This is a genomic window from Anabaenopsis sp. FSS-46, from assembly GCF_029891665.1.
Taxonomy (GTDB): domain Bacteria; phylum Cyanobacteriota; class Cyanobacteriia; order Cyanobacteriales; family Nostocaceae; genus Anabaenopsis; species Anabaenopsis arnoldii.
Genome location: NZ_JANQDG010000067.1, coordinates 20,302 through 38,284 on the forward strand (window position 1 = coordinate 20,302; position 17,983 = coordinate 38,284).

Here is a 17,983-nt window from a genome sequence, read left to right on the forward strand (position 1 = left end):
AGTATGTGTTTTTTGCATGAATATTCATTTTTGAATGGGGATTATTTGTTATGAAATAAGATATTTCATAATTGAACTGATATAAATTCTCTATGATGTATCACAGATTTAAACTTGTAAATTTTGTATCTATTATAGCTGTAGTCATAATTTTGACTTCTCTGGTATTTGCCAATCATGAGGTTAATAGCAGAACCCCTCAACGGACATATCAAACCTCTTGGATTGGTAATACCTTTGGTGGTGGAGAAAAATGGGTACAAAATTATATTCAGGCCATGTATGTTGCACCCAATGGTACAGTTTATACTAATAGTCTCTGGGATGAAGCAGGTAGAGAGGCGGGAATATACAAAGATGGTGATGTGATTGGGAGATTGGCGGATCTTCACGGTTGGGGTCGTCTCGGAGGACAGGCTGTGACAGCCAATGATAAATATGTTTATATTGGCATGCGCCAAGATTTTGTGAATAGGAAAGATCAAGACTATCCCCCAGAAGGGACAACTTGGCATTGTGTCAGACGCTACCACTTATCTGGGAAATCAGCACCCTTTGCTCAAGGACGTGGCTGGGATAAAAGTATGTTAATTGTCAGTAACCAAAGTCCAGTTACTGGATTAGCAACTAGGGGAAATGAATTATATGTTAGTGATGCTGCTACTAACCGTCTGCGTGTGTATAATACAGAAACCATGCAGGAAATACGCAGCTTTAGCGTTGGTAGTCCGGGGGGGATAGCTGTTGATAGACAGGGTAACCTCTGGATTATTAAAACCAAACATGGGAGTAATCCCGCGAAAATTGTCCATTATTCCCGGGAAGGAAAGCGGTTACCCCAGGAAATAACCAATATTGTAGAACCCAGTGCGATCGCAGTTGATCTGCAAAACCGAATTTTGGTAGGAGAAAATGGTCCTCGTCAGCAAGTGCTGATTTACCAAGTTAAAGATCAACCTGTTCTGGTGAGTACCTTCGGTACTCCGGGGGGAGTTTATGCGGGTGTTAGTGGTGAAATCCAAGATTTAAAACTGTACGGTTTGACGGGAGTCGGTACAGATTTTGCAGGTAATATCTATGTAAATAGTAATGGGTTTAACAACTCAGGTACAGATTTACGCAAGTTTTCATCATCAGGAAAATTATTATGGCAGTTAATGGGATTGATGTTTGTTGATAATGCTGATGCTGACCCCACCAGTGATGGAGTACGCTTATTTACCAAACAAGAAGAATTCTTGATGGATTATAGTCAACCTGCGGGTAAGCAATGGACTTATAAAGCCTACACCTTAAATCCTTTCAAATATCCCCAAGATCCACGGTTACATACCTCCCCTGATGCTACTTGGGTGCGTCGTATCCAAGGGAAACCGTTTATTTTCCTGGTTGATATGTATGAAAGTTTTCTGCAAATTTATCGCTTTAATCCTCAGACGGATGGTAAAATCGCGATTCCGTCGGGAATGTTTGTGGGAACTCGTGGGGGTGGGGGAAAATCAATTCTGGGAAATTGGCCTCCTGATCAGCCACAAGAGGGAGAATGGATTTGGCGCGATCGCAACAATAACGGTAAGTTTGATCGCATCGAATACGACAACACCAAAGATTATCCCTACATTGGGGGATGGTGGGTAGATACTCAAGGGGATGTGTGGAAAACCGTACGAACTAAGGAGGGTATCCGACACTATCCTTTGCAGGGACTAGATGACCATGGTAACCCCATCTATACCTACGCATCCATGGAAAAGGAAGCAACCCCGACTATGTTTACCGATTTGCGGCGGATTGAGTATTTACCCGAAACCGATACCATGTATTTATCAGGCTTTACGCTAGATCATCCAGCGGTTGGAGATGATACTAAAGTTGTGGGTTCTGAGATTGTGCGTTTTGATAATTGGAGTCGGGGAAATAGAACACCCCGTTGGCGGATAGTAGTTCCCTACGATAATACCGGTAAACGTGAAGTTTCTACCTCAGCCATGAGTGTAACGGGTGACTATGTTTTTGCTGTGACGGGGAAAACCGCAAAAGTATATATATATAATGCCAGAACCGGGGCGTTTGTGAAAAACTTAACACCCGGTCCAGAAGTTGCATCGGAAAGTGGTTGGATTGATATCCCCTATGGGATTCGTGCTATGCGACGAAATAATGGTGAGTATCTCCTATTTGTAGAAGAAAATGCCAAAGGTAAAGTGATTATCTATCGCTTCAGACTGTAACTATATCATCTAAATGGGTTTCTGGACATTCTCTAGTCACCCATTTTTTTTGTTTGTGTTAGTCCTTAACTTGATTTTAATAATGCTTTTGTTCCTGACTCCCCTAATGTTTTTAATTGGCGTTTAATTTGCCAGAGTAATAGCCCGAAAATAGCTATATGTCCCATAATTGCGATCGCATTAGTTATGGCAGCAGTTTCTGAGGATATAATTAGCAGTCCTGGTGCGAACACAGAAAACAATAGTGAAGTGTGAGCAGAGTCCGGAAAAAGCATTGTGAGCAAAACCACTGGTACGATCATCACAGCAGCTAAAATCACATTAGTCCATAACAACCGCTGCCCATTTTTCATCAATAAAAGTAATTGTGCTAAGGCTGCATGAATTATTATTAGAGTAAATGCAAAAGTTAAAGCAAGAAAAATATTTAACTTATACAATATAGGCTCTGATAAGGCTAAAATGAGTATACTGCTACCGATGACATAAATTATAGCATTGATGGCGATCGCCAATATATTGGGACTTTTTTCACCCCAAATTAAATCTTTGATTGATTTGTGCTTTCCAGGATAAGTATGACTATAAACGTGCTGATATCTCGCCCACTCTTGAATTGTTTGCCGATGGGGTGTTAATGCAGCAATCAGATATAAAAATAGCCAGAAATTGGCAAACATTAACATTAAAATTTCAATATTATCTTTATTAAGATATGTCAAGTCTTGCCAACCAGCGGCTCCTACAGTTAGGATAGTAAAACTACTAGTTAATAGATAACTCTGCTGTTTACTTAACATGGTAGTATGGCATAAACTATAGCAACGCTTGAGAGATTGCCATAAAAAGTAAGTGCCAACTATGGAAATTAATAAACTAAAGCTGATAGTCATGGCAACATTATTTCCTAGTGATATACCGAACCAATGAAAATTCCTAAAGCTGAAATCACCCGAAGAGTTAGGAATGAAATATTGCGGCATAATTAGCTGCAATGCCATCAGTGTATATGGTATAAAATTCCTGCTATCTATAACTTTATAGAATAGAAAAATAGCTATAAGTAAACCAGTTCCTACCCAACTTTGAACCCCACCTAACCAAGAAGCTATTAAACCAAATAGTAATGCACCGCTATAGTAGAAAATGGTAAAGACCAGGGAAATGCCATAAAAAATTAGGATCTGTTCTAAGGATATTTGAGCATTTAAACCTAACCACAAATGCCAAGGAATTGCGAATAAAATGGCAATATATAAATTGATGGGAACCCCAAGGATTTTACCCACAAGAATGCTTTGAGGTGATTGGGGAGCTAGACGTATAAAACCGAGGGTATCTCGGCTGGTTTCCCTGGCTAAATCATCGATGAGTAAATAAACTCCGACCAACACAAGAGCAAAAACGATGATTAGACTCAGAGAAGAGAAAACATCATCATGCCATGCTCGCCAATTAATAATTACCTTACCATACTGATCAACAGCACATTTAAATTCTGAATTTATCCATTCACCTTGACAATAACCTGGAAGGGAATAATAGATACTTTCCTTTGTTGGTAGTTCAGCTTGGTAGTAAATAAACAGCATCAACTGAACGAGAAAACTGATAAATAATGCTAATAAAACGTTGCGAGTTTTTAAACGTCCCTTAATTTCTCGTAAGAATTGAGGGTTTAATTCACCTAAGCCAGAGATCATATTCCCCATCATGAGCCTACTCCCCGAACAGATATACACAGATAATTATTGACTTGTTAGGATGCTTGTTTGTGCCCTAATTTTAAGAAAATACTTTCTAAATCTTCTTGTGTACTGTGAAAGTTACTGATAGAACAACCCGATAGAACCAGAGAACGCAATAAATCAGCGCCATCTTTTGGTGTTCCGGTAAAACTGACCTTGAGACTGTTTTCACCGGGGATTTTTTGCCAACTTTGCACCAAGGAATAGTTTTGTAATTCCTGCTCGATTAACTCTAAACTTCCAGGGGTTGATAAGATAATGTGTTGTTGAGAAAATCGTTGGTAGATTTCTTCCAGGGAAGCGGTTTCTACTAAACACCCCAATTCCATAATGCCTATACTAGTGCATAGTTCCGCTAAATCACTGAGAATATGGGAAGAAATTAAAATAGTCATTCCCGCAGATTGCAAAGCTGTAATGATGTCGCGAAACTGCATCCTAGCAATAGGGTCAAGTCCAGAAACCGGCTCATCTAAAATGAGTAAAATTGGTTCGTGAATAATCGCCCGCGCCAAACCTAAGCGCTGCTTCATCCCCCGGGATAGGGTAGAAATTAGGGCTTGACGTTTATTCTCCAGTTGGATAAGTTCTAAAACTGCGTGTAAGCGTTGGGTACGATATGGTTCCCGCAAATGATACAACCGGGCAAAATAGTCTAAGTAATCCCAGACTGTTAAATCTTCATATAGGGGATAGTTATCGGGTAAGTAGCCAAGACGACGCTTGAGAGTTGAGTTACTCTTGTCAAATTCTAGGGGATGACCATAAAGATAAATTTCCCCCGTGGTTGGTTGTTCAGCAGTGACCAACATCCGGATGAGAGTGGTTTTCCCGGAACCATTGGGGCCAATTAATCCATATACTTCACCCTCTGGGATTTCTAAATCAACATTGTTGACAACAATATGTTGATCAAATTGCTTAGTTAATCCGCAGGTACGAATTGCTAATTCTTTTACCATAGCTGTTTTGGTGCAGTTATGTTTGAGATAGTAACATACCTTTTGGATACAGCTTTGATAAATATTGTGACAAAATTACGATGGACTGCGAAGCAAAGCGATCGCGATAACGTGAAACTAGAATCCGCCGGACTCTAGCCGTGGGGAGTGTCAATAGTTTGACCATGTTTGGTTAATCAAAGCAGGTTTGTGTAGAGGGATAAACTGTTTGCCAAACTTGGCGTAGAGAGCCGGAATGACTAATAAAGTCAAAGCGGTAGAAGTAAATAAACCGCCCAAAACCACAATTGCCAAGGGTTGTAGAATTTCATTTCCTGCTCCACCGGCGATCGCCAAAGGCAGCATACCTAGTGCGGAAGTAAACGCGGTCATCAGGATAGCATTAACTCGTTCTAGAGAACCGTTGACAATCACATCTTTGAGGGGCATTCCCTGAGCCAACTTATGGTTATAGTTGTCTACCAACAACAAGCCATTGCGGACAGCAACCCCAAATAGGGTAATGAATCCAATCAAAGAAGCAATGGACATCACACCGCCACTCAAGGCAATAGAGACAATACCACCCACCAAAGCCAAAGGCAGATTGAGCATGATGGCGATGGTCGCGCTGAGGGATTTAACACAGAAGAACATCAACACCGCAATCAAGATCGCTGCCAAGATACTAAATACCAGTAGATTATTAGTAGCCCGTTGCTCCGATTCAAACTGTCCGCCGTACTGGATGAAGTAGCCATTGGGGAGTTTGATTTTCTGTTTAATTTGGGATTGAATATCACTAACAACACTGCCCAAATCACGCTCGGCAACGTTTGCCGAAACAACTATCAGCCGCGATACATCTTCCCGATTCACCACATTTATTCCCATACCGTAGTCTACCGTAGCTACAGCACCCAGTTCGATGGTTTGCCCAGTAGGGGTAATCAGAGGAATAGCGCGAATGGCATCTAAACTATTGCGGGCTTTCTCCGTCAAGGAGACATAAACATCAATGAGTTGCTGATTTTCTGCCACTTGCGAGACTACACGACCATTGAGGGCAGTTTCCACCACGTTCGATAACTGCCCCATACTCAATCCATAATTAGCGGCCGCCGCGCGATCGTAATGGATTTGTACCTGACGAATGGGCAGTTGGGGTTCGAGCTGCAAATCTACAACCCCAGGGATGGGCTGAATCACATCTTGTACTTGTTCGCCAATCTTCCGCAGTTCGATTAAATCAGGGCCAAAGATTTTGACAGCGATCGCACTTCTCACCCCCGACAGCACTTCATCCATGCGGTGAGAAATAAACCCACCAATGTTAGATGCCACACCAGGCAGTTTATTGAACTCTTGCCGCAATTGTTTAATGCTGGCTTCCCGGTCTTGGAGAGCGAGATCGCTGAGTTCTACATCTACATGAGCCATACTTACTCCCGCCCCGTCTGCATCCCCTGGAGTGCGTCCCGCCCGTACTTGCACCCACTCATATAAAGGATGATCTTTAAGCGCACTAGACAGAGCCATCCCCGCCCGATTGGTCATATCCAGAGAAACCCCTGGATATAAAACCATAGAATTTACCAATGATTTCTCCTGAAATTCCGGCAGAAACACCCGTCCCAGGGAGGGAATAATCGCAAAAGCGGCAACCAATGCTGCCAGGGCCACACCCAGAATGATTTGAGGGTATCGCAGGGACAGATTTAACAGTGGACGATATAACCGTTCTGCCCCACGGGAAATGAATGTACCTTCAGGCGGTAGGGTTTGGTTTGCCAGCAGAATTGCACACAGGGCAGGGGAAAGGGTCATAGCCACCAAAGTAGAAGCACAGATGGAAAGCAAATACGCCCAACCCATTGGGGCAAAAATGTTGCCTTCAACCCCTGTCAAACTAAAAATTGGTGCAAACACGACGACGATAATCACTGTAGAAAAAATCACGGCTAACCGTACTTCCACAGATGTGTCATAGACCACCTGAAAGGGATGCTTGGGGTTGCCCTGGGCCTGATTGCTTCGCAGACCCCGATAACAGTTTTCCATGTCCACGATTGAGTCATCCACAACTGAGCCAATGGCTACGACTAAACCCCCCAAGGTCATAGTGTTAATGCCTAAGCCAAAAGCTTTCATGAACATTAAGCCAATTAACAGTGACAGAGGAATTGCACTCAGTGTAATTACCGCAGTACGCCAATTCATCAGAAATAACAGCATAATTACTGATACAATGATGATGCCTTGCATCAGGGAACTGCTGACATTGACAATGGCAGTATCAATAAAGTTAGACTGCCGGAACGTTTGTTTCACTTGCACATCAGGGGGAAAGGTTGTTTGCAGGGATTGCATTACCGCTTCTACTGCTTTTGTCACCGTGGGAGTATCAACATCAGGCTGTTTGTTAATCATCATCACCACAGCCGGCTGCCCATTAAAACTAGCATCACCCCGCTTGAGTGCCGCACCGGTTTTTACTTGCGCCACATCTTGAAGCAAAATCGGTTTCCCATCTTGCACCTTGACCACCGATTGCTGCAAGTCTGCAATTGATTTTACCTGGCCAATACCGCGTACCAACAGTTCTTGACCGCCACCAATGAGAAATCCACCAGGAGCGTTAGAATTTGCACCCTTAGCCCCATTGGTAACTTCCGTCAAGGAAACCTTGAGCGATCGCAATTTTGCCGGATCAACTAACACTTGTTCCTGTCGTTCATCCCCACCGTAAACGCTAACTTGGGTGACTCCCGGCACAGACAAAATTTGATTGCTCAGGGTAGTATCCACCAGACGGCGCAAATCCATCAGGGAGGTTTTACCCTGGCCATTCACAGTTAAGGCATACTGTAAAATTGTCCCCAATGGTGATGCTAAGGGTGAAATTGCCGGCGGATGCACCCCTTCAGGTAACTGATTGGTCACCTGTTGGAGTCGTTCGGTCACTGATTGCCGGGCTTGATAAATGTCGGCATCCTGGTCAAACACCACCTGCACCATTGACAGACCGACTTTGGAGGAAGAACGCACCGTAGTTACCCCTGGCAAACCATTCACCGCGCTTTCAATCGGCACGGTAATTTGTGATTCCACTTCCTCTGCAGCTAGTCCAGTCGCTTCGGTGTGAATATCCACCTGGGGGGGCGCAAATTCAGGAAACACGTCTAGTGGCATCTGAGTGACAGTGAACACTCCCCACAGGGTCACTAAAATCGCACAGATAACTATGAACCAACGCTGGGTAATTGAGTTTTTGAGAATCTGATTGACAATGGAGTTCAACATCTCAATTAAACGCCTCCCTTGTTCTTGCGATTCCCTGCAATAACAGCGATCGCACCGCCCACAAGGACGACTCCACCACCGACTCCTGCTAAGATACCCATTGGTAATCCACTAGCCTGCTGTGTAGTATCCTGATTTTCTGCTTCAGCTAGGGTTGTGGGAGTCTCACTGGCTGTTGGAGTCCCAGGGGTATCCGCAGTTTGGGTTTTGCGCGATTCGGCATATAGGGACAAACCACCTTGAGTAACCAGTTTTTCGCCAACTGACAATCCTGTGGTGACTGCGATTAGTTCGCCTTTGGTCGCACCGGTGGTGACTTCCACAGGCTCATAAAAATTCTCATACTGTACAAAGACTATCTGCTTACCGTTGGCATCAACCAATGCTGTCACCGGAATCATCACGGCAGACCCGCCTTGAGCAGAGGAGGCGATCGCTGTGACCACAATACCTAATAGTTGATCGGTTTGGGGATTGACTTTCACCCGATTAATGCCACCGGTTGCTTGAAATTCATCACCATGTCCGACATGAGGAAACCCGACTGTAGGGACACAAACAATTAAACTGGCTGCCAGAATCGAACTCATTAGGCCAAAGGATTTCATGATCACTCCTCACAAGATAGGGGTTAAACAAAAGTTCTCCATAAGTTTGCCAAAGGGCAGATGAAATTCAGGTGAAATGGCAGATGTTTTTGTAAAATATATGAAGCTCCCTCATAGTTGATTCTCTGGAGCAATGCGAATTTTACTGGTAGAAGATGAAGCGGATTTGGGACTGGCAATCAAGCAAGTCTTAATTAGCGAAAGATATGTAGTGGATTGGTTGACAGATGGCACTCAAGCCTGGCTATGGCTAGAAAGCCAGTGGACAGATTACACAGTTGCGATTGTTGATTGGCTGCTCCCCGAAATGTCGGGATTGGAGTTATGTCGGCAGATCAGACTGCACCAAAATCCCTTACCAGTGCTGATGCTCACTGCTTTGGGGCAGCCGTCAAATCGTGTGGCGGGGCTGGATGCGGGAGCTGATGATTATTTGGTCAAACCGTTTTTCATGGAAGAATTGCTGGCACGGTTGCGGGCGCTACAGAGGCGATCGCCTCAACTACAACCATCCACCCTGACTGTTGCAGGTTTTACTCTGGATACAGCCAACAATGTCCTAGGAGTGAATTTAGATCGGTCTACGCCCCTGCTGATTCCCTTAACTACCAAAGAATTTCAGCTGCTCATGTATTTGATGCAGAACCCCAATCGGATCATTCCCGGTAGCAAATTGCGTCATCAACTTTGGGACATGGAAGAAGAACCTATTAGTAATGTAGTTGCAGCGCAAATGCGCTTATTGCGGCGTAAGTTAGCAAATCATGGCTGTCCCTGTCCTATTGAAACTGTTCCAGGTGCTGGCTATCGCTTTAACCCTCAACTTGATTCTCGGCTATGAATAGCTACTCACTTTTTTGGCGCAGTCGTCTACGGCTAGCCCTTTGGTATGCTGGGGTCATGGGTGTGATTTTGAGTGTTTCTGGGTTGGGGATGTATCGAGCAATGGTACAAACAAACTGGGCAGCAATGGAGCGCGAAATAGAATCAATTGCGGGAACTTTACACGATAGCGTCGAACCACTACTACCCGCTGGGGAAGAACCTACTGCTGTGCTGCAACAAATTTTTCCTGATCTGTGTTTGAGTGGGGAACCTTGTCAGGCTACGCCAACCCTGATTCAACGACACACCATTGGTATCAGCGATCGCACCACATATTATATTCGGCTGTTCAATCATCAAGGGAAACTCCTGGCTTTTTCACCCAATCAACCCCTATCTGTGCCGCCAACTCTCAACCGCAATTCATGGCAAACCTTCCGCACCGCTAAGGGTATTCGCTATCACCAATTCACCACGATTTTACATAGTGCCAATGCTGATTCATCCTGGGGCTATTTGCAAATTGGGCGCACTTTAGAACATTTTGATCAGGAAATCAGGCGAATTCAATCGATTATGGCCATTGGGTTGCCTATTGCTTTGAGCTTGGTTGCTACTTCTAGTTGGTGGCTTTCAGGATTAGCAATGCAGCCGATTTACCACTCCTATCAGCAACACCAACAATTTACCGCCAATGCAGCCCATGAATTGCGATCGCCCCTGGCTAGCCTGTTGGCAACTGTGGAAGCTATTCTGCGCATACCCCAATCAAATCCACAGGATATGCAAATAATGCTTTATACTGTTGAGCGCCAAGGACGACGATTGAGCCATTTGATCGCGGACTTACTCTTGTTAACCAGTCTTGAGCAAAATTCAGATGGAGAGCAATTTTCGGTTCCTTGTTGCTTAAATGATTTGGTGAGCGATTTGACCGAAGAATTTTTAGAGATGGCCACTGCTGGTGATATTCACTTAACCTGCCAAATTCCCACTTACGAGGTTTATACTTTAGGTAACGAATCCCAACTTTACCGTTTAGTGTCAAACTTGATTGCCAATGCCATTCAGTACACACCCACTGGGGGATATGTAACTGTTAGCCTAGTCAAGAGTGATTACACTGCTGTGATTGCGGTGAAAGATACAGGGATTGGCATTGGGCTTGCTGATCAGGAGCGAATTTTTGAGCGCTTTTACCGTGTTGATGGCGATCGCTCTCGTAAAACCGGAGGTACAGGGTTGGGGCTAGCGATTGCTCTGGCGATCGCCCAAAAACATCAGGGGATTCTCAAAGTTGAAAGTCAGGTGGGAAAAGGTAGCATTTTCATGCTAGTATTGAAAATACAACGGCTAGAAACACGTGGCACTGAACTACCTCACGAGTAGTATGGCTAGCGCCACGCTATCGCTATCAGAAACTATGACAGCGGTAAACCAATTTTCTGTGCTGTCTCCCTGGCCATATCCCAGACATCTTGGGATGTGATGCCGCCGGTACCTCGCCAATTGCCACTGATGCCTGTATAATCTCCCATGGGCTGAAATACGTTACCGTCGGTGATGTGGGCTGGTTTGTGATCCTGAAAGTGATCCTGATCAACTTGCTTTGCCATCATCGGTTCATATAGGTCTGGGGCTAAGGTTTTTTGTAATATCTGCAAGTATACAGCTTGACCAACGACAATTTCTCGCTGTGGTTTATTCACTAACTCGACAATGGCATCAGCTACCTGTTTAGCCGGGTATACAGGGGTCATGGCCTTAGTTTGGCGACCGGTGTAATTGGCAGCGTGTTGAAAAATTGGTGTATCTATAGAACCTGGTAGTACTGTGCAAACATGAATGTCTTTGGCATTATCTAAATACAATTCCATGCGCAGAGAGTCGGAAAGACCACGAATCGCATATTTACTGATGGTGTAAGGGCTGGTGTATGGCTGACCGGTTACCCCCACTACTGAGGAAACATTGATCAGGTTACCGCTACCTTGTTCTCGGAAGTACGGTAACACAGCCCGCGCACCGTAAATATAACCAAATAGATTGGTTTCAATTACCTGGCGAAATACTTCCGGGGGTGCTTCTTCAAATCTGGCAAATAAACTAACAGCGGCATTATTTACCCATACATCAATTCTGCCAAAAGATGCGATCGCCCGCTGGGTTAATTCTTGAACTTCCGACTCATTACTAACATCGGTTGGTATGGCTAGAGCCGTTCCACCCAAGTGTTGACATTCTTGGGCTACTTCTTCGAGTGCTGTTTGATTCCGTGCTGCTAAAACTAATGTTCCCCGTTTTTTGGCAAATTCTAGAGCTGTCGCCCGTCCAATACCGGTTGATGCACCTGTAATTACAATGACTGAATTTCTAATCGGTCGTGTCATATTTCTTTCTCCACCAGAGGATGTATGATTTAGCGTTATTGCCTTTAATTACTTAAAAATACTCGTACCAATCCTATAGAAAATATTGACATTTTTATCACAACCTTAAGATAGATATTTCTAATTATGATTATTCCCAGTCCAGGAGTAACTTGCAGTTCATTAAAGCCTTTTTCAGGCTCATGAAGTACACACCAATTCCCTATTCCCTGTTCCCTGTTCCCTGTTCCCTCAAACTAAAAAAAATTGTATCTCACGACCATGGGAAATGCTATATAAATCTACCTCTGAATATTTCCAGTGATGGAATAAAAAGCGTCATTACCGAGCTAAAGTCAAATTACAATCATTCTCTGGCGGTGTTATGAAAATTGGCACTGATTATTTAGGTGATGGTGTTTGTACATTTACCGTTTGGGGTCCCAATTTAGCAACAGTCTCACTGGAAATTATCTCCCCCCAGCGGCGTTTACTTCCGATGCAGCAGTTAGGGGAATATTGGCAATTTACCGGGAGAGATATTGCTCCAGGAACACAATATTTATATCTATTAAATAATAGTGAGTCTCGACCTGACCCAGCATCACATTTTCAGCCTTTAGATGTACATGGACCTTCCCAAGTGATAAATCATAGTTTTGGTTGGAGTGATCACAGTTGGTCTGGTATTCCATTGGAAACCATGATTATCTATGAGTTGCATGTTGGTACTTTCACCCCGGAGGGAACCTTTAGGGCGATTATTCCCCGACTCCCAGATTTACGAGAATTGGGAATAAATGCTATTGAACTTATGCCTGTAGCCCAATTTCCCGGAGAACGCAATTGGGGTTATGATGGTGTTTATCCCTTTGCGGTCCATAATTCTTATGGTTCCCCTGAGCAGTTAAAACAATTAGTTGATGCTTGTCATCAAGAGGGAATAGCTGTAATTTTAGATGTGGTTTATAACCACTTTGGCCCAGAGGGTAATTATACAAGTCGCTTCGCACCTTATCTCACAGAAACTTATCGCACTCCTTGGGGTAGTGCGATTAATTTTGATCATGCACATAGCTATAATGTCCGGCAATTTTTTATTCAAAATGCCATATATTGGTTAACTGAATTTCATATTGATGCTTTACGCTTAGATGCTATTCACGCTATTTATGATTTGGGTGCAAAACACTTTTTAGCTGAACTGGCTGAAAATGTAGCTGTGCTTTCTGCGCAACAGGGACGGAAACTTTATTTAATTGCTGAAAGTGATTTAAATGACCCGCGTATTATTCGCCCACCTGAGTTGGGTGGTTATGGTATTGATGCTCAATGGAGTGACGACTTTCATCATTCATTATATAGTTTGTTGACAGGCGATCGCACAGGATACTATCAGGATTTTGGTCTGTGTGAACATCTAGTAAAAGCTTACCAAGATACTTTTGTTTATGACTGGCAATATTCCCATTATCGCCAACGTTATCACGGAAATAACCCCAGCGATCGCCCTCCATCTCAATTTATAGTTTACAGCCAAAATCATGACCAGATAGGTAACAGAGTTTTAGGTGAAAGATTATCGCAACTGGTAAATTTTGACTCCTTAAAATTAGCTGCTGGTATAGTTTTGCTTTCTCCCTATATTCCCCTGTTATTTATGGGGGAAGAATATGGCGAACAATCACCATTTATATACTTTGTTAGTCATTCAGACCCCCATTTAATTCAAGCAGTTAAACAAGGACGTAAACAGGAATTTTCGGGTTTTTCTGCTCAAGGAGAACCTCCACCCCCAGAGTCAACTAACACCTTTAACCTCTGTAAGCTGAATTGGGAAAAACGCCAAGCAGGTCAGCATCAAGTTTTATTATCATTTTACCAAAATTTGATTCAGATACGCCGCGAAAATCTCTCTTTATTACAAAGCAGCAGAGAAAATTTAGAAATAGGATTTTATGAAGATAAAAAGCTAATTTTATGGTGTAAATGTCGGGAAAATAACCAGATATTTTGCGCCATGAATTTTCATAATTATCAAGTTAGGTTTAACCATAACTTTGCAAGTAATAATTGGGTTAAAGTTTTAGATTCTGCTGCAACTAAATGGTTAGGTAGGGGTTCACAGTTACCGGATAAAGTTAAATTACAGCAGCAATTAACCCTACCTCAGCAAAGTTTTGTAGTTTATCAAAAATCAACACCCACAGACAAAGAATAACCTAAAAAGGAGTTATTTTTGCTATGCGCATACCTACAGCAACTTATCGCATTCAATTCAATTGTACATTTAATTTTAATTCGGCTGAAAAAATTGTCAATTATCTGGATGATTTAGGTATTTCTGACCTATACGCATCACCAATATTTAAAGCCAGAATAGCTAGTACTCACGGCTATGATATAGTTGACCCTAATCAGTTAAACCCAGAGTTAGGAACACCAGCAGATTTTGCGGCTTTAGTTGCAGAACTAAAACAGCATAATATGGGGTGGTTACAAGATATTGTTCCTAATCATATGGCTTATGATAGCCAAAACCAATATCTGATGAATGTTCTAGAAAATGGTAGTAATTCTGTTTATGCAAACTATTTTGATATTTCTTGGAATTCTCCCATAGTTAATGGATTTGGTGAGAATCAACAACAACTATTAGCACCTTTACTTGGTAACTTTTATGGTGATTCTTTGGAAAATGGGGAAATTAAACTTAAATATGGTCAAAATGGCTTGAGTGTTAATTATTATGATTGGAGCTTCCCCGTTAAACTGGAATCTTACGCTACATTTCTGAATCAAAATATAGCTAAATTATCTGAAGTTTTAGGGAGAAATAACCCCATATTTGTCAGACTTCTAGGTATTCTTTATATAGTCAAACATATACCTGCTGATGTCACAGCAAAGGAACGACAAGACCAAATTGATTTTGTCAAAGGATTGTTGTGGGAACTCTATACAGATAATAGAGATTTTAAAGGATTTATTGATAATAATATCAATTTTTTTAATGGTCAACCCGGTAACCCAGAAAGCTTTAATCTTTTAGATAGTTTACTCTCTGAACAATTTTTCCGCCTCGCTTTTTGGAAGGTGGGCGCAGAAGAGATTAATTACAGGAGGTTTTTTACTATTAACGAGTTAATTTCTGTTAAAAGTGAAGATTTTCAGGTATTTGAACACACCCACAGTTTAATTACTAACTTGGTGAAGGAAAATCAAATTACCGGTTTACGAGTTGACCATATTGATGGTCTTTATAACCCAACTGAGTATTTGCAGAGATTACAAGCAAAAGTAGGTGATACATACATCATAGTTGAAAAGATTCTGGAAGCGGGAGAAGATTTACCTCACCACTGGTCAGTTCAGGGGACTACGGGTTATGATTTCTTAAATTATCTGAATGGTATTTTTTGTCAATCTGTAAGCGCACAAGCTTTAACCAAAACTTACTACAATTTCACAGGTTTTAGAACCCCCTATGAGCAACTGACTGTTGATAAAAAACACTTAATTTTAGAAACAAATTTAGCAGGAGATGTTGATAATTTAACTTATATTTTTAAGAAAATAGCGAGTAAACATCGTTATGGTAATGATTTCACCATTAATGGTTTAAAAAGAGCGATCGCCCAAATCCTCACTTTATTTCCCATTTACCGCACTTATACCCATCAGAGTGAGATTTTAGCTGCAGACCGCCAATATATCACAGCAGTAATTCAACAAGCTAAATCAAATCTACCTCTATTACACCATGAATTAACTTTTATTGAAAAAGTCCTGTTACTGGAATATGAAAATTCTCTCACACCAGAAGACCAAGAGCAATGGCTGTATTTTGTCATGCGACTACAACAGTATACTGGTCCGTTAATGGCTAAAGGCGTTGAAGACACTGCATTATATGTTTATAACCGGTTTATTTCCTTAAACGAAGTCGGTGGAAACCCAGCTAAATTTGGTTTGAGTATTACCGATTTCCACGACTTTAACCAACAGCGCCAAACTCGTTGGCTAAACTCGGTGAATACTACCTCTACCCATGATACTAAAAGAGGTGAAGATGTTCGCGCCAGATTAAATGTTTTATCAGAAATACCCGAAGAATGGCAAAAACAAGTTTATGGATTTTGTGAAATTAACCGTGTTCACAAAACCAGTATAAATAAAACTTTATCCATACCAGATACTAATGACGAATATCAATTATATCAGATGCTCATAGGGGCATTGCCATTTTTTGAACATGAGTATAGCAATTTTAATAAACGCATTCAAGATTATGTACTCAAAGCTGCTAGAGAAGCTAAAGTTTATACAGCATGGCTGCGACCCAATCAAACCTATGAAAATGCTTTAACTAAATTTGTGGCCGAAGTGTTAAAATTATCCCCAGAAAATAAATTTTGGCAGAAATTTTTACCCTTTCAGCAAAAGGTCGCCTACTATGGTATTTTTAACTCTTTATCTCAGACATTAATAAAAATCACATCCCCAGGAGTTCCAGATTTTTATCAAGGAACTGAACTTTGGGATTTGAGTATGGTAGACCCGGATAATCGTCGTCAAGTTGATTTTGAAATTCGCCAGGATCATCTCAAATTCATTAAACAACAAATCCAGAGGGATATTTTAAACTTGATAGATGAACTATTAGCCACCAAAGAAGATGGTAGAATCAAGTTATTTCTCACTATCCAAGCCTTAAAAGCCAGAAGGGAAAACATCAGACTTTTTCAAGAGGGTAGCTATATCCCGTTAGAAACTGGGGGAAAATTCTCAGACCATATCATTGCTTTTGCGAGAATACATGGTGATGCTCAAATAATTACCATTGCACCCCGCTTTCTTACCAGTGTAATTCAAGCAGGTGAATATCCTCTTGGTTTATCAGTCTGGGATGACACTTATATTAGTTTACCACCATCCGCGTCTTTGATGTGGCAAGATAGCATTACCGGGGAAAAGCTCAAAGCTGATCAAAATATCATAGTTGGGGAAGCACTGCAAAACTTCCCCGTAGCACTCTTAAAAAAAGTGTAACTCGGATCAAAAAACTTGGCGATAACGTGGCTTAAACTATGCCTTGATAAATTTCAAGGAGCTAACCGAGCTTTACCTTGACGCTGCTTTTCATACCATTGTGCGATCGCCGGTGTCCATTCTACAAAATGAGGCCACATCAGTTCACACAACTTTTGAATTTCCAATTGAGCATCCTTTTTATATCTCATATCACAAAAGTGCATGAAGGAGCGTAAATTGAAACTGACCACAAAATGCTGGCGATAATCAAAAGGTACCTTACCTCTAGCGTGTTCCTCAGACATTCCCCCCTCAAAATCGGCTTTATAACGCTTCGCAGCTTCCAGACACCATGCTAAGTCCGCTGTGCGTTGTTCGGGAGAATAGTAATATTTTTTACCATTTCTATCGGAGTAATGACCAACTGGACGCAGGTAAAAAACCTCTTCAATGTCTTTTTTGCCTTCCACTACATCAATAAATTGGTTACCCGTATACCTAAAAGACTGGACATCGAAAGATACAGATATTCTATGAGTACGAGCCTGCTGCATCACACTATGGGGGAAATAACCACAGTTGAAAACAATTTGGGGATGCTCCAATGGTCCATAATGTCCCCTCTCCCCCGCTAATAGTCGCTTAAGAATAATTTCGCCACATTTTGACTCTGTAGGCCAGGAGTCACGCTGATCATACACCAAGCCATCACTATAATCTTGGTGCATCGCGGCGTAAATCACCTGCTGAGGATTTGGTGTTTTGGCAATAACCTCTACTCGAAATCGATCCATTGATAAATTGCAGCCTGTTCGTTAAATTTATGTCAACCTAATTTAACCCACTACGCAACCAAGATCAGGGACTATCCTCAAAATTAATTCAGTTCAGGTAGTTTACAAAAATTAATCTGTTTGTTATAAT

At 42.0% G+C, this 17,983-nt stretch carries 12 protein-coding genes; 5 read left to right on the top strand and 7 right to left on the bottom strand.

Annotation, left to right across the window (positions count from 1 at the left end; all coding sequences use genetic code 11):
- Positions 1 to 95: 95 nt before the first annotated feature.
- Positions 96 to 2,231: a hypothetical protein gene (locus NWP21_RS07420; RefSeq protein ID WP_280792262.1), complete on the top strand. Its 2,136-nt coding sequence runs from the start codon at positions 96 to 98 to the stop codon at positions 2,229 to 2,231.
- Between the two features lie 65 nt (positions 2,232 to 2,296).
- On the opposite strand, the gene NWP21_RS07425 is transcribed toward NWP21_RS07420, so the two are convergent.
- The 5 genes from NWP21_RS07425 to NWP21_RS07445 are packed head-to-tail and all read right to left on the bottom strand — an operon-like array spanning position 2,297 to position 8,831.
- Positions 2,297 to 3,946, bottom strand: a complete 1,650-nt coding sequence (locus NWP21_RS07425; protein ID WP_280792192.1) for a hypothetical protein — start codon at positions 3,944 to 3,946, stop codon at positions 2,297 to 2,299.
- Positions 3,947 to 3,990: 44 nt separating this feature from the next.
- Positions 3,991 to 4,941 (bottom strand): ABC transporter ATP-binding protein, encoded by a 951-nt coding sequence (locus tag NWP21_RS07430; RefSeq protein WP_271733819.1) that lies wholly within the window; start codon positions 4,939 to 4,941, stop codon positions 3,991 to 3,993.
- A 16-nt stretch (positions 4,942 to 4,957) separates the two neighbouring features.
- Complete coding sequence (locus tag NWP21_RS07435; RefSeq protein WP_271733820.1) at positions 4,958 to 5,107, bottom strand: hypothetical protein; 150 nt, start codon at positions 5,105 to 5,107, stop codon at positions 4,958 to 4,960.
- Positions 5,092 to 8,223: an efflux RND transporter permease subunit gene (locus NWP21_RS07440; protein ID WP_271733821.1), complete on the bottom strand. Its 3,132-nt coding sequence runs from the start codon at positions 8,221 to 8,223 to the stop codon at positions 5,092 to 5,094. The genes NWP21_RS07435 and NWP21_RS07440 overlap by 16 nt, the downstream gene beginning before the upstream one ends.
- A gap of 5 nt (positions 8,224 to 8,228) precedes the next feature.
- Positions 8,229 to 8,831 (bottom strand): cobalt transporter, encoded by a 603-nt coding sequence (locus NWP21_RS07445; RefSeq protein WP_280792193.1) that lies wholly within the window; start codon positions 8,829 to 8,831, stop codon positions 8,229 to 8,231.
- A 133-nt stretch (positions 8,832 to 8,964) separates the two neighbouring features.
- Here NWP21_RS07445 and rppA point away from each other — a divergent pair, with 133 nt between their 5' ends.
- Complete coding sequence (rppA, locus tag NWP21_RS07450) at positions 8,965 to 9,672, top strand: two-component system response regulator RppA (protein ID WP_280792194.1); 708 nt, start codon at positions 8,965 to 8,967, stop codon at positions 9,670 to 9,672.
- Positions 9,669 to 11,045, top strand: coding sequence for a two-component system sensor histidine kinase RppB (gene rppB / locus NWP21_RS07455; protein WP_280792195.1), 1,377 nt, complete (start codon positions 9,669 to 9,671; stop codon positions 11,043 to 11,045). The genes rppA and rppB overlap by 4 nt, the downstream gene beginning before the upstream one ends.
- A gap of 32 nt (positions 11,046 to 11,077) precedes the next feature.
- On the opposite strand, the gene NWP21_RS07460 is transcribed toward rppB, so the two are convergent.
- Positions 11,078 to 12,046, bottom strand: coding sequence for an SDR family oxidoreductase (locus NWP21_RS07460; RefSeq protein ID WP_271734345.1), 969 nt, complete (start codon positions 12,044 to 12,046; stop codon positions 11,078 to 11,080).
- A 364-nt stretch (positions 12,047 to 12,410) separates the two neighbouring features.
- Between NWP21_RS07460 and treZ the strand changes: the two genes are divergently transcribed.
- Together treZ and treY are read left to right on the top strand one after the other, a co-directional pair.
- Complete coding sequence (gene treZ, locus NWP21_RS07465; RefSeq protein ID WP_280792196.1) at positions 12,411 to 14,246, top strand: malto-oligosyltrehalose trehalohydrolase; 1,836 nt, start codon at positions 12,411 to 12,413, stop codon at positions 14,244 to 14,246.
- Positions 14,247 to 14,269: 23 nt separating this feature from the next.
- On the top strand, positions 14,270 to 17,077 hold the full coding sequence (gene treY, locus NWP21_RS07470) for a malto-oligosyltrehalose synthase (RefSeq protein WP_280792197.1): 2,808 nt from the start codon (positions 14,270 to 14,272) through the stop codon (positions 17,075 to 17,077).
- A 53-nt stretch (positions 17,078 to 17,130) separates the two neighbouring features.
- On the opposite strand, the gene thyX is transcribed toward treY, so the two are convergent.
- Entirely contained in the window at positions 17,131 to 17,853 is a 723-nt protein-coding gene (gene thyX, locus NWP21_RS07475) for an FAD-dependent thymidylate synthase (protein ID WP_280792198.1), read from the bottom strand.
- Between the last annotated feature and the right edge of the window lie 130 nt (positions 17,854 to 17,983).